This window comes from Sulfurimonas sp. (genome assembly GCF_047622445.1).
Taxonomy (GTDB): Bacteria; Campylobacterota; Campylobacteria; order Campylobacterales; family Sulfurimonadaceae; genus Sulfurimonas.
In genome coordinates, this window is sequence record NZ_JBLHOE010000022.1 from 14,639 (window position 1) to 29,211 (window position 14,573).

Consider the following 14,573-nt stretch of genomic DNA (forward strand, 5'->3'; position numbering starts at 1 on the left):
AATTCCAGATTGATTATCTAAGGTAAGTAGGTTAAGTAAGGGAGCTCGTTTAGCCTCTAAATTCAACAACAATTAAAATACGAAGGTTAACTTCGCTCGATTACTTGTACATATCATAGCAAAAAAATATATAAATAGTTCTTATATTAAAACAAAATTGATAATTTCGGTTTGTATTTGTGTTAATTATAAACGTTTTTACTCTATATTTATATATTATCCTTAGTAGTTGGGAGAGCACAGATCCCAATTTTCCATGGGATAACTTGCGTTAACTAAATACTCACTTCTTTTATATCCGCAATTTTTAGTATACTTTTATAGATAGATGCCACTAAAGCTTTTCTATTGTTTTTAGTTTCTTCATTATCAACATTTACCATTACTTCTTCAAAGAATCTATCAAGCTCAGGTTTTAAACCTAAAAGTGCATCAAGCTCTGTTTCATAACTCTCATAGTTTGATACTGATATTTGACTATACTTTTCATACAATGCTGCTTCTGCTTCAACTTCAAATACACACTTATTTATATACATATGCTGTGATAAATCTATATCTTTTGTAATATTTGCAACTCTTTTAAATGTTGACGAATATTCTGTAAAGTCTTTAGAGTTTACAATATTATTTAATGCTTGTATTTTTTGAGAAAGCGCTAATAGTTCTCTTTCTCCTGATGCCAAAACAGCTTCTATGACAGATGGGTTTACCCCTTTAAAGTACTGCTTGACTCTTTCTAAAAAGAAGCTTTCTAGTTTTTTCATATCAATATTTTCATACTTTGTCGCTAGTTCTTTTAAAGTCTCAACGATATCAAACTCAAAACCATGTTCAGCAGTAATCCTTACTAAACCATTTACTGCACGACGAAGTGCAAATGGATCACGTGAACCTGTTGGAATTTGGTTGATGCTAAATAGAGCAAGTAAAGTATCAAGCTTTAAACTCATTGCTATTATTGCTGAGAGCTTCGTTGATGGTAATTCACTATCTTCACCATTTGGAAGGTATTGCTCAGTTATTGCCGTAGCAATTTCTTGATTTTCACCTGCTTCAAGTGCATAATATCCACCCATCAGACCTTGAAGCTCAGTAAACTCATATACCATTTCGCTCATCAAGTCAGCTTTTGCTAGAGAAATTGCTTTGTCTAAGTCTTCTTTACTCGCATCAGGAGTGTATTTTTCAAAAAGAGTAGTAGCAATTACTTTTTCTCTGTCTATCTTATCTGCAACAGTTCCTAAACCTTTAAAGAATGCTACTTTTTCAAGTCCATCTGTAGAGAGTCCATTTTTAAGGTCATTGTCATAAAAGAAAAGTCCATCTGCTAAACGAGGACGTAGTACTTTTTCATTTCCTTCAATTACCTGAGAAAAGTCATCTGTTAAAGCATTTGAGACTACGATAAATTTATTTGTAAGTATTCCATCTTTAAATACAGGAAAGTACCTTTGGTGTTCTTTCATAGATGTGATAATTACCTCAGGAGGAAGTCTCAAGAACTCTTCATCAAATGAACCTAATAAAGCTGTTGGGTTCTCAGTAATTGCTACTACTTCATCAAGAAGATCATCGTCTATTTCTATACTTAATCCACTTTGGGATTCTATAGATTTAAAGTCACTTAAAATCTTTTCACGTCTATCACTAGAAAAGAGTGTTACACCACCATTTTTAAGTGTAGTAAAGTAATGCCCTGCATCAGACACTTTTAAAGCATCAAAGTTAGCTATACGGTGAACAAAAGTAGACTTAGAAGACGCAACATTAAAAAGTGTAACATTTACAAGCTCTGAGTCAAGCATAACGTTAACCCAACGGATAGGACGGATAAAACTCTCACTTGAACTTCCCCATCTCATAGTCTTACCAAACTCTAGGGACTTAATCCACGTGTAAATTATCTCTTCTAAAAGCTCAACAGAGTTTTTACCACTTACTTCTTTTTTGTAATAAAGGACCTCTTTACCACCTTTGTCTGCAGTAGAAAGTTCATCAAGTGTTACGCCACACTTTTTTGCAAATCCATTTGCAGCAGGAGTTGCTACACCATCTTTGTATGCTACAGTTAAAGGAGCACCAAAAAATTCTTCTACACTGTCATCTTGCTTTGTTTTAAAAGCCTCATGCCAAATTACTAAACGGCGAGGTGTATAATAAAACTCAAAGGCAGAGAAAAGTGAATGTTTCTCCAAAATAGCAGTGTATTTTTTTTCAATATTTTTCAATTCTTTTAAAAGTGGAACTGCTGGAAGTTCTTCAACACCGATTTCGATTAGTAGTGGTTTTAGCATATTAAGACTCTTTGTAATTATATTGACGCGATTTTATCTCTTTTTTGGTTAAATGATTATAAATAATTAAAAGAATCTTAAATAAGACAAATGTAGTCTTATTTATGTTTAGCTAAAAGTTTTGCTGTTACAATACCGCCATAAAATTAAAATGCACAAGGATATAAAATGCCAAAGATTAACAAGTACGTTGATATAGATACAGTAGAAAGAGAAGCTAAAAAAGATTTAATCGATCGTCACTCACCATTTATCACAGTTGAGGGTGAAGCTAAAAAAGGCGAAATACTTTCAGTTAACGTTAAAATGGGTAATGAATTTACTCATCCAGATGATTTTGATCACTACATCGAAAGTATCACACTTTTCAATGGTGAGACTAAATTAGCTGCTGCTTCTTTTGTTCCAGGTACTTTAGGAAATGAAAAATCTCATGCTGAAGTTACTTTTAACATCAGACCAATGGGTAAAAAATTAAACCTTGTTGCTCATGGTTACTGTACTAAACACGGTATCTGGGAATCAACTGCTGTTGTTGTAGAAGTAGCAGAATAATTTTTATACTTTTACTTAGATAAGCTTTTACAGCTTATCTAAACTCTCCTATTTTACGCACATACTTCAAACTCAATATTTTTTATCTAAAAACTATTTAATAAGACAACCATTCATCATACGAAGTCCAATTCTCATACCAAGATAATAGATCCTCCCCTAGCATAGGTCTCTCTATCGCATAACCTTGCGCATGTTCACATTTTAATTCTAAAAGCTTCTTACCTTGCTCAACACTTTCAACACCTTCTGCAATAACATTTCTCTTATATATAGATGCTAAACCAATAATGGCTTCTAAAATATTTAAATTTTCTTTGTCTACTAGCATATCTCGCACAAAACTTTGATCAATTTTCAAGGTGTTAACTCTAAGAGATTTTAAGTATGATAAAGATGAATAGCCTGTACCAAAATCATCAAGTGAAAATTTCACACCCATACTTTTACATTCATGTATTATATTTGAGATATGCTGTAAATCGCCAATAGCTACAGTTTCTAATAACTCTATTTCTAAATATGAAGCTTCTACATTTGATTGCTTATCAAGTAATCCTTTTAAGCGTTGTACAAAATCTTTTTGTTGTAATTGATGTGCTCCAACATTAACACTAATTGGTATATCAAAACCTTCTTCACACCACTGCTTAATTTGCTTCAATGCTGTTGCAATTACCCATTCCCCAATATCTATCGATATTACACTATCCTCTATATATGGTATAAAGTGAGCAGGAGAGAGTAATCCTGCTTTTGGATGCTTCCAACGTATAAGTGCTTCTACCCCGATTAAAACACCTGTCTTCATATTTACTTTAGGCTGATAGTAAAGCACAAACTCATTTTTCTCAAAAGCTTCAGTAATACGTTCTATATTTTTATGTTGATCTCGTAAATTACGTTCAAACTGAGTATCATAAACATAATATTTATTCTTTCCTTGTTGTTTTGCTTGGTACATTGCTTGATCAGACTGACGTAACAATTGATCTGCATCTATATTTTCTGCTTGAGGATAAAAAGTCATACCTAAGCTTGTTGAAACTTCTAAGTTCAACTCTCCTATCTCTATTGGTTGCGCCGCTGCTTGTAATAATCTTTTCATCATACCTACACTTGAGTGCATATCTTCTAAATCCTGTAAAACTACAACGAACTCATCTCCCCCAATACGAGATATAGTATCTCCATCTCGTAAACATTTTTGCATATTACTCGATACAGCAATCAACAGTTTATCTCCTACATCATGTCCGTAGGTATCATTTATATTTTTGAAACCATCTAAATCTAAGTATGCTATACCTATTATGGTCTCTCTTCTTTGTGCATGAATCATTGCTTGTTGTAAACGATCTGCAAGTAAAACACGATTTGGAAGACCTGTTAAAAGATCATAATGTGCTATTTTTTTGAGCTTACTTTCATGATCTTTAATAGTTGTTATATCTGAAAAAAGTGCTACGTAGTGTAGTATGTTATTATGTTTATCATATACCGTACTCATTGTTGAGAGTAGTGCATATATATATCCATCATGATGGCGATTCCAAAGTTCTCCTTCCCAGTGACCTTCAGTTTTTAATGTCTTCCATAAAGAAATATAAAAATCATGATCTTGGAGTCCTGATTTGAGAATTCTTGGATTTTGACCTATCACTTCTTCTTTAGAATAACCAGATATTCGACTAAAAGCTCTATTTACATCAATAATATTGCCTTGTGGATTAACAATCATTATTCCTTCTCTGGCATGTGTAAAAACATTACTTGCTAGTTGTAGTTTATCTTCTGTAGTTTGACGTTGTAAAATATTTACTATAATCGTAGAAAAGAAGCCTAATAGTTCTATATCATCTTGAATAAATGCTTTTTGTTCTTTGCAACGGTCAAATCCTATGAAACCTATACATTTTTCATCTAACATCATAGGAAGAGAGAGTATACTTAATATTCCTTGTGGCTCTAGAATCTCTCGCATTCCTTTTTCAGGTAATGCCATGACATCTTCAATATGTATTATATTTCCATCAGTATGTGATTTAGTCCAATCTGTAAAATACGATAATGGAACATCTTGTAAATCATTTATTTGCTTGTCTACATCTTCTTTACACCATTCATGAGTATTACTTGCTATTTGCGCATCAAAATCATAAGTAAAAATGTATGCTCTATCAGATAGAGAATATTCAGCCATTAGCTCTAATGCATTATTTATTGCTGAATCAATTTCATCTAAAGGAAGATTAATGAGGGAAATAGAAATATTAAAAAGTATTTCTTGGTAATGTTGATCACGTTCCATAGTAGAAGAGAGACGTTCTTGAAGAATTGCTTGCTCGTTTTCAAGTTCCACTCTATCAGAAATATCAAAAATAATTGAATAGAGGTAGTCTTTACCTTCAAGCTCAATTGGACCAGAATAAACTTCAACATCTTTAATTATTCCATCATATAGCTTATGTTTAAAATGAAATACTTCTCTCCTTTGCTCCTTTGCATACTTCATTTCTATTTGAATCTCTGATTGACTCATTATATTGATATCGCTCACTTTCATATTTAATAATGTCTTACGATCATAACCATAGAAGTTTTCAGCGCTTTTGTTGCAATCAACTATCTCTTGTGTTTTTGGATCAACAATCAACTCTATCGCTTTGTTTGCATGAAAAAAGGACTTATATCTTTCTTCACTTTTTTTCAAAGAAATCTCATACTTTTTTCGTAAAGAAATATCAGTCATAGTCCATAAAACTCCAAGTGAAATATCCCCTGGTATATTTTCATCAATAGCTTTACCTGAAATCTCACACCAAATACTTGAACCATCTTTACGGCAGAGTTCATAGTCTATATTGTGTTTTTCTCCCATGCATAATGCATGTAAATTTATTTTGCCATATTTTATGTAATCTTCTTCTGAGAGGTGCAATTTTCGCATACTAAGCCCAATCATTTCTTCAGGATTTTCATAGCCTAAAATATCTGCCAAACGTTGGTTGCATTTTACTAAAACTCTGTCCCCTGTAATATACATCAATCCGGACTGTGCATTATCAAATATATCTTTGAGATTTTTTTCATTTTTCTTGCGATTTGTTATATCTGTAAATATTTCATATATAGAATTATTTTTACGATAATATATTATTTCACACCATTTAAAACTACCATCTTTACAAGTAACTTTAATGTCTTGAGCATGCGAATATGATTCATTATGAGATTCAGTTTCATCAAGCATTTTAGCTAAAACATCTAATACTTCAGATCTATATTTATCCTCAGGATAGGCATGAGAAAGCCATTTATCAATTGTATTTATATCTTCTAAATTCCATCCAAACATACTCATAAAGTATTTATTAAAATGATTAGGAAGTTTACCAGTTGTATCTGTACGGGCAATACCAACTGGTAAGTCATCAATAAAATCAAATAAAAACTCAACACTATCAAGCATTAGTAGACCTTTTAAACAATATAGTTAATTTTGCTAGTTTAGTGCTTTAGTCTTGCTTACTATAGTAACAAATTTCATTATTTAATTAACTACTTTCTACTTTTCGAGTAAACATTAGCCGAATTGGGAATAGGGGTGCATAAAAAAATTTAATCTTGTTCATAAGGGTTTGGACGCTTAAAAACGGTGACAATAATTTGTATTTTGTGGAGTATAATGGTTCTTTTTTTCAAGACCAGTAAAACGAGTTTTATAGTTAATAGCTGAATGTAGTCTTTTTGAGTTATAAATATTCATGTATTTTTATATTCTTCATATTTTATACTTCGCCAGAATCTTTCGATGCAAATGTTATCAGTTGCTCTACCTTTTCCATCCATTGAGATTTTTATATTGTTCTTTTTAAGAATTTCAACATGAGCTTTGGAAGTGTATTGACTTCCCTAATCTGTGTTAAATATTTCTGGCTTAGGATAAAAAGCCAATTCTTCATTGAGAACTGTCTTCACAAGTGAAATATCCATTGTATTAGAAAGTTTCCATGATAATATTTTCTTACTATGCCAATCAATAATTGCAGCCAAATACACAAAGCCTTTTTCAAGTTTTATATAAGTGATATCTGTACTCCAAACTTGATTTACATTTTCAATCACAACACGTCCATCGTAATCCCTAAAGTCTTTGAGAAGATAAGGATACTTATAATGCTCTTTATTAGCTGTAGTTGTCTTAGGCTTGGGATACAAGGCTTCTATCCCCATATACTTCATAGCTTTCTTTACAAACTTTTTACCTACACTAAAACAATCTCTTAAGAGTTATGTATGTATTCGTCTACTTTCGTAACTTGGAAAATCAGAGTAAATATTATTGATAGCATCTAAAACTTTTAAGTCTTTGCTACTGCTAAATGGTTTAATAGGATTATAGTACAAACTTGATTTGCTTACTTGTAGTAATTGACATTGCTTATTAAGTGAAATATTTAGCTTAGAATCAAGAAAATCCTTTTCAACGATTGTCTCTCCAAGTTTTTTAGCAATTGCATCTTTCTCTTGTTGAAGAGTTTCAATTCTCAGTAAGTTTCCTAACTTCGTTCTTTATATTCGTTTACAACAGTACTTTTATCAAATGCGAGTGAGATGTTTTTCAGAAACTGTTTTTTCCAATTTTTTAAACTTAGAGGTAGAACTCCATATGCACTTACTATCTCATTAACAGTTTTCTCTCCCTCTAAAACTTCTAAAACCAATTTTGCTTTAAAATCTGCACTATAACTTTTTCTTTTTACGCTCATATCTTATCCCTATTTTTTCAATTTTATCACTTTTGAAATAAGAAAATAGATTTTACTAGTTCTAGTTTAGGGGTTCATTATAGTTTGTAAAATTTTTCAAGATTAAAATAACTTACTAATACCAAACTCATAGTTTTCATATCTAGATTTAGCATTTACTTGTTCAAAATTAAAATAAAATTTATAATCCTTTAAAAAGAATATATGATGATTTAAAACATATTTATCATATATTTTATTTTTATTTATAAATAGAGGCTGATAATATATCAAACTTTTCATATTAAAAACTTCATAAATCATCCCACCTATTTCAGGATTAAGAAATATATGAGTATTATCATCCTTGTTATATCCTGCCCCAAGATTTAACATAACAAATATATTTATATCATGCCATAGTAAAAAATCAATTCCTATTCCGGCATCTATTTTAATAGTGTCTATATAGTTCATATCTTCGCTATACTCTTTTTTTACAGCTAATTCAAACTGATATGATAAATCATTAGTTAAAGTGTCATAAGCTAGATATGACTTCATTCCATACAAGGTAAACTCTTCTAACTCAATATTATCCTTGTTTAGTAGAACTGATAAATAACCAATTTTCAATTCACTTTCTCCAAAGTATTCTTGGTTGTTGTCGTTCAATAGATGTGATGCTGGTAAAAAAGATAGTTTTACAAATTCTTCCTCATTAATATTGCTGTATCCTATTCCTATCTGTCTTTCACTTGGAATTTTATTAGGTGATTTATATTTTGATATATCAAAAATATTACCATTGTTTTCTGATGAATTATCAATATTGTTTTTAAAGGTTTTAAACTCTTCTATACTAATATCATTATCTTGATATTTTACACTACTATAAGCTTCTAACAACTTCAATGAGTTATAATCTAATTTGGAAATTTCATTATATTTTTTATGTTTTAGGGTATCTTTAATCTCATCGATTTCATGAGCATCTAAATTTTCTGTTGTCATTTTTATTAACCATTCATTACTTGGAAATAATTCACTATTTTCTATTAAATCATGTTTATAAAGAAACTTAACCGTATCGAGTGGAGTTATCCATAATTTATTCTCATCATAAACTTTTGGGTTTGCTAATGATAAAATATAATAAATGACTGTAGAACAGTTGTAGCTTGTAAAAAAGTACTTCATATCAATACTTTTCAACTCCCATATATGGTAATAAATCAATTTTTTTCTATAGTCTGATAATTTTAATTGATACTCCCATACATTTCTATTTTCTTTATCTGTATATTGCTTAAGTATTTTTTTATATGGTTGTAAAGTAAATAATCCTTTCATTCCTGAAAATACATTCTGATATGCTAATTTTAATATATTGATAGTTTCTATTAGTGTATAAAAAGAGATAGCATGTTCAACTTTTCTACCTTTATTATTTTTACCTTGATACTTCAATAATGTATGACCCATCATACTTGATGGATTATTCACTTTTTCAGAAGCATAAATTAATGATATTGTATCAGCCGGTGCTTTCTTTTTATAAGTATCAAAATCCGAACAATTTACTTTAGGAAACTCACTATTTGATAGATTGAGTTCATGAGATATAAATAGTAACCTACTTGGAAATTTACATTGTGGATGATTATTGATATCTTTATAATTTACTTTTGGGGTATAAAATTTTTTTATTATGGAGTTTAGTTCGGTTTTAAGCGAAAATTCGTTACTTAAAATAAATATTTTATCCGTAATATTGAAATTACCATTATAATGGAGTAATGCTTTCCACTCATTCTTTTCGTATAATTTTAAATTATTAGCTTTTATTAGAGTTTTTTGTTCGGAAGAGTATAAAAGAATAGGAAAAATGAAAAGAAGAAATAATCTTCTTTTCATTTATTTATTAGTATCTTCTGCAACAGGAACTACTTCTTCCATTGAAGCTATATTAACTGTTTCATCATATTCCCATGCAGCACCACCTACACTATCAGTAGTTGAACCAATTAGTCCACCAAAAATAATATTTCCCAAAAACCAAGGATTTAGTTCACTTTTTACATTCACTGGGTTAAAGTCTCCATTACTACTTGTAATGTTTATATCTTTACTTTTTCTTTCTACATTTAAAGTAGCTGGCGTTGTAAAATATTGAGTTCCACTTCCATCAGCATAAGTCATAGTCCCTTTCATACTTTTTGAACTATTTATACTTATTGTTTGATCAGTCCCACCACCAAGAATAGTGGCACATCCACTAAATAACATTACGGATAATCCTAATACAGCTAAGGTTAATTTATTTTTCTTCATTTATTGTCCCTTTGTTTAAAAATGATAATTCATACCAGCGTAAAACTTAGTATTTTTTTCAGTTGTAGAATAAATAGTATATCCGGTTTGAATATCTTGCCATGCTCTATATTGTAAGTCAACTCCAGCAATTAATTCAAGCTGAGGAATTACTTTATACATCATACCGGCACCAACTTTAAAGTTATACTCTAAAATAGAACTTTCAGCATAACCAGTAACACTCATAGATCCAACTCCAACGCCAGCTTGAATGAATGGAGAAAACTCAGGTGTAACTTCAAAACCTTTAATAATATCAACACCAATTTCATTTAAAGTATCATTTGTAAGATCAAAGAGAGCTATATCGTACGTTTCTCTAAGGTAATAGCCTTGGAATCTCCAACCATTATTACGTTTAACACCTAGCTTTAATTTAAAAGCTTTACTGTCAATATCAGCACTTACTGAGCCAAAGCTAGAATCTCGAGTCAATGTATTACCACTACTAATCATATCAATACCAACATATGTATTACTACCTGCAAAAGCTTGTGTTGTGAATATACTTACTATTAGTGCAGTACCCATAATTATTTTCTTCATCTTATTCCTTGTGACATAATTGACTAGAATAATATCTAGTTTTTCTTATGTCTCATCATTCTAAATACAGATGTATCAAAAAAAACATAAAATATTACTAAAAGTTACTTATTGTATATTGTTAAAGACTTAATTAAATAAATAAATGAGTACATTATTTTTCTTATACAACAGTATATGATAAATCTAACTTTAGCAATCTTATTTTATTTACGCTATTATTCTTTATATTTTTTAATTTCTTTGCTCTAAAAAAAATTGTCCTAAAGAAAGAAAAACTAACCAGTACGCAAGTAAAGGAACAACACCATGATTAAAAAATGTTTATTTCCCGCTGCAGGATATGGAACACGCTTCCTTCCAGCTACAAAAGCAACGCCTAAAGAGATGCTACCCGTTCTTACAAAGCCTTTAATCCAATACGGAGTCGAAGAAGCTATAGAAGCTGGAATCGACACTATGGCGATTATTACAGGTCGTGGTAAACGTGCTATAGAAGATCATTTTGATATTTCTTATGAACTTGAGCATCAGATAAAGGGAACGACAAAAGAATCCCTTTTAACTGAGATAAGAAAAGTGATAACAAAATGTACTTTTTCATATACAAGGCAAGTAGAGATGAAGGGGTTAGGTCACGCTATATTAACTGGTGAAACTCTCATCGGAGATCAGCCATTTGCTGTAATATTAGCAGATGATTTATGTGACAATCAAGAAAGTAGTGATGGTGTACTTGCTCAGATGATAAAACTGTATGAAAAGTACAAATGCTCTATTGTAGCCATAGAAGAAGTACCTATGGAAGAAACACATAAGTACGGTGTAATCGCTGGAAAAGAAATAGAGCCAGGTATATTTATGATTAATGATATGGTAGAAAAACCTACAAGCGAAGATGCTCCTTCAAACTTAGCAATCATAGGACGTTATATATTAACACCTGATATCTTTGATATCATCCGCAAAACAAAGCCAGGAAAAGGTGGTGAAATTCAGATTACCGATGCTCTTATGACACAAGCAAAAAATGGAATGGTTTTAGCCTATAAATTTCAAGGTAAAAGATTTGACTGTGGAAGCGTCGATGGTTTTGTAGAAGCTACAAACTACTTTTACAAAGAATCAAAAAAGTAATTTTAGGAAATCACTGAGTTAAACACTAAGAGTCTAACTCAGTATACCCACGTTGAAGCTGTGCTTTTTTAGCTAAAATCTGAACACTTTGTGTTACTTCACCATCTGCTATGTGATAATGTTCATGTAGTTTACTCAGGGATTCATCTATACTTTTTGTTAATTCAGTACCTAAGTTTTCGATTTGCTCTCTCATCGTCTCAATTTGTTCATTTTCCGAGGATTTCAACTCGTTAGAAATGACACTTAGTTGTGCTTGAGCTTTTACATAATCTGCTTTGATTACTTCCATATCTAGCATCAACTCTTTTATACTTGTATAAACATCATGAAGACCTGTATTCTTTTCTGAGAGGCTATCCATTCTATTTGCTGAGAGAACCATCTGTTTCATGATGAGTTCACTTTTTTCTCTTATGGTATCTAAAGTATTTTCACTCTCCTGTAGTGATGTTTCTATACTTTGAGAATGTGATTTCAAAGAGCTAATTTCCTTCTCAAACGATTTTGTCACGCCAGAGAGTTGTTGTAGGGTATGTTTAGTAATTGACTGAGCAACAGTATCTGCTATGCCTTGTAATTTTTTCAAACTCTCTTTAACATCATCCATATCATCAGCAATTTCAACTCTGCTCGCTCCCGCTTTTTCTAAAATAATTTTAATCTTGTTGTAATGGTCTTGCTCTGAAACTCTTAAAATATCTATATGTTCATGTAAGATAGAGCTGAGCTTTGGCATCTGTGTATCTGTAAACTCTTCAAACTCATGTGAAACGTTTTGATGCCATTCATCCATTTCTTGAAACATACCTAAAAATTTTTTTTGATTCGTTTGAATACTATCAAGAGCTTGAATATCCTCTTTAAATTTTATTCGTATCTCTTCTTGTGCAGCTCTGTCATCTTGTTGACATGATGTCAGTCGACCTTCTAGTTCTGACATAAATTCCTTGAGTTGTGTTACCTGTTCAACCATAATTCTGGAAAATTCATCATGTATTTTATTATTTTCTTTTTCTTGTGTTTGATGCATAATATTCATGACAATATAAAGTAATAAGGAAACAAGTAAAGGGAAAAATGATTCTCTCAAAAGAAGTACAAAGTTTTGTGCCTCGGGATGAATAATAAAATGGACAATAGAACTTATAAGACCTATTCCTACCATTAAAGGTGCATAATTTATTTTATTTGCTTGTTTTAGAATTGCGATTTGTCGTAAGAAAAGAATTGCCATAAATGCAAAAGATAATAATAAGTCGTTACCAAACATAAACTACTCCAAAATTTATTTGTAACTATTTTATCATAAAAGATTATAAAACTATATCTATTATCTCACTTGGATGCCGAATTATTGTTTCATGATCACTTTGAGGTGAAAATCCCCAGGTTGCAAAGACTGAATCAATGTTAGCATTTTTAGCACTTAACATATCTTTTGAGTTATCTCCAATCATCCATGCTTTACCTTCGGTATGATTAAAATTATAATAATTCAAAATTTCGTTAAGCATTTTAGGATCCGGTTTAGAAGCACTCACTTTATCTGCTCCTATAATTACATCAAATAAGCACTCAACACCGAGATGCGTTAGCATATTTAATGCAAATTTTGTTGGAGCATTTGTTGCGACTGAAAGCTTTATCCCCTTTGCATAGAGTGTTTGTAATGTCTCAAATATACCATCATAAAGATATGGATTTTGAATACATTGCAGAGCATAATGCTCCTCAAAAACTAATCTGTCTTTTTCTTGGTAAATCTCAGTCCCATAAAACATTTTAGGAAGGTTTCTGACATCCATATTTATAGCTTCAACAACAAACTCTTCACTAAGTGGTGCTAAGTTGTAATGTAAGTCACGGATATAATTAATTGAAATAGTTATATCTTTTTTAGAGTCTAGTAATGTTCCATCCATATCAAATATTACAACTTTCATGATTATTTCCTTACTTCATCTTTTTATAAATTTCTAAAAGGGCTTCTATGAATAATTCACTATCGTTTGGACATCTACACACTCTATAATCTTTAAATCCTAATTCTTCAGCAATCTCACGATATTCAATCTCAAGTTCAAAATCTGTTTCAGAATTATCAACTGTAAAAGCTATTGGAACAACTATAACCCCCCTATTTCTTACAGTTTTAAGCTTATCTTCCAAAGATGGAGTTAACCACTCTAAAGGCCCAACTTTCGATTGATACGCTAAATGCGATGCATAAAAATTCATCTTTTCAGCTTCTAACATCTTTCTTAAAATTTCAACATGCTTTTCAACGTGACGTTCGTATACATCACCTGCTTTGACTATCTTTTTAGGAAGACCATGTGCTGAAAATATAATATCAAAGTCTCTATAATCATCATTTCCTACTTTTTCTTTTATCCTTTGAATCACAGATTTGTTATAAGTTTTGTTTTCAAAGAAGTGTTTAATCTCAACAAGTACAGCATCTCCATCAGTATTATGATACTGCTCTTCAAAATCTTCTAAAGATGACTTTGTCGTCGTTGAAGATTGTTGAGGATACAATGGAATAAGGTAGATTTTTGTTATATCTTCTTTGTTTAATCTCTCTATAACTTCATTTGCGAAAGGTGGTGTATAACGCATAGCAAAATCTACTATAACTTTATCTCCCACCTTATCTTGGAGTTTCTTTACCAATGACTTTGTGTGTCCAACAATTGGTGACTTACCACCAAGTTGACGATAAATTTCTTGAGAACTTTCAGTTCTACTAAATGTAATCATCCCACCAACAAACTTACGTATCAAATCACTTTTCATTGTTAAAATATTTTTATCATTAAACATATTCGTTAAAAACATTTCAACCTCTTCAAGGTTATTTGGTCCACCCATATTGAGTAGAACTATTGCTTCTTTTTTAGCCATT

The 14,573-nt window shown here is 30.9% G+C and carries 12 protein-coding genes; 2 read left to right on the forward strand and 10 right to left on the reverse strand.

The window, feature by feature from the left end; all coding sequences use genetic code 11:
* Positions 1-275: 275 nt before the first annotated feature.
* Positions 276-2,297, reverse strand: coding sequence for a glycine--tRNA ligase subunit beta (gene glyS, locus ACI9TV_RS06705; RefSeq protein WP_415250001.1), 2,022 nt, complete (start codon positions 2,295-2,297; stop codon positions 276-278).
* 168 nt (positions 2,298-2,465) lie between these two features.
* On the opposite strand from glyS, the gene ACI9TV_RS06710 reads away from it, so the two are divergent.
* Positions 2,466-2,852 (forward strand): class II SORL domain-containing protein, encoded by a 387-nt coding sequence (locus ACI9TV_RS06710; RefSeq protein ID WP_415250002.1) that lies wholly within the window; start codon positions 2,466-2,468, stop codon positions 2,850-2,852.
* A 97-nt stretch (positions 2,853-2,949) separates the two neighbouring features.
* On the opposite strand, the gene ACI9TV_RS06715 is transcribed toward ACI9TV_RS06710, so the two are convergent.
* The 6 genes from ACI9TV_RS06715 to ACI9TV_RS06740 all read right to left on the reverse strand — a co-directional run bounded on the left by ACI9TV_RS06715 (position 2,950) and on the right by ACI9TV_RS06740 (position 10,525).
* On the reverse strand, positions 2,950-6,324 hold the full coding sequence (locus ACI9TV_RS06715) for an EAL domain-containing protein (RefSeq protein ID WP_415250003.1): 3,375 nt from the start codon (positions 6,322-6,324) through the stop codon (positions 2,950-2,952).
* A 443-nt stretch (positions 6,325-6,767) separates the two neighbouring features.
* Entirely contained in the window at positions 6,768-7,097 is a 330-nt protein-coding gene (locus ACI9TV_RS06720) for a transposase (RefSeq protein ID WP_415250004.1), read from the reverse strand.
* 317 nt (positions 7,098-7,414) lie between these two features.
* Complete coding sequence (locus ACI9TV_RS06725; protein ID WP_415250005.1) at positions 7,415-7,624, reverse strand: transposase; 210 nt, start codon at positions 7,622-7,624, stop codon at positions 7,415-7,417.
* Positions 7,625-7,726: 102 nt separating this feature from the next.
* Complete coding sequence (locus ACI9TV_RS06730; RefSeq protein ID WP_415250006.1) at positions 7,727-9,520, reverse strand: DUF4105 domain-containing protein; 1,794 nt, start codon at positions 9,518-9,520, stop codon at positions 7,727-7,729.
* Entirely contained in the window at positions 9,521-9,937 is a 417-nt protein-coding gene (locus tag ACI9TV_RS06735; RefSeq protein WP_415250007.1) for a hypothetical protein, read from the reverse strand.
* Positions 9,938-9,952: 15 nt separating this feature from the next.
* Complete coding sequence (locus ACI9TV_RS06740) at positions 9,953-10,525, reverse strand: outer membrane beta-barrel protein (RefSeq protein ID WP_415250008.1); 573 nt, start codon at positions 10,523-10,525, stop codon at positions 9,953-9,955.
* 309 nt (positions 10,526-10,834) lie between these two features.
* On the opposite strand from ACI9TV_RS06740, the gene galU reads away from it, so the two are divergent.
* Entirely contained in the window at positions 10,835-11,662 is an 828-nt protein-coding gene (galU, locus tag ACI9TV_RS06745; protein ID WP_415250009.1) for a UTP--glucose-1-phosphate uridylyltransferase GalU, read from the forward strand.
* Positions 11,663-11,687: 25 nt separating this feature from the next.
* Here galU and ACI9TV_RS06750 read toward each other — a convergent pair whose 3' ends face one another.
* Genes ACI9TV_RS06750 through hemH form a run of 3 tightly spaced genes read right to left on the reverse strand, consistent with a single transcriptional unit; the run spans position 11,688 to position 14,572 of the window.
* Positions 11,688-12,935: a hypothetical protein gene (locus ACI9TV_RS06750; RefSeq protein WP_415250010.1), complete on the reverse strand. Its 1,248-nt coding sequence runs from the start codon at positions 12,933-12,935 to the stop codon at positions 11,688-11,690.
* Between the two features lie 43 nt (positions 12,936-12,978).
* Positions 12,979-13,608: an HAD family hydrolase gene (locus ACI9TV_RS06755; RefSeq protein WP_415250011.1), complete on the reverse strand. Its 630-nt coding sequence runs from the start codon at positions 13,606-13,608 to the stop codon at positions 12,979-12,981.
* Positions 13,609-13,618: 10 nt separating this feature from the next.
* Entirely contained in the window at positions 13,619-14,572 is a 954-nt protein-coding gene (gene hemH, locus ACI9TV_RS06760) for a ferrochelatase (protein ID WP_415250012.1), read from the reverse strand.
* Between the last annotated feature and the right edge of the window lies 1 nt (position 14,573).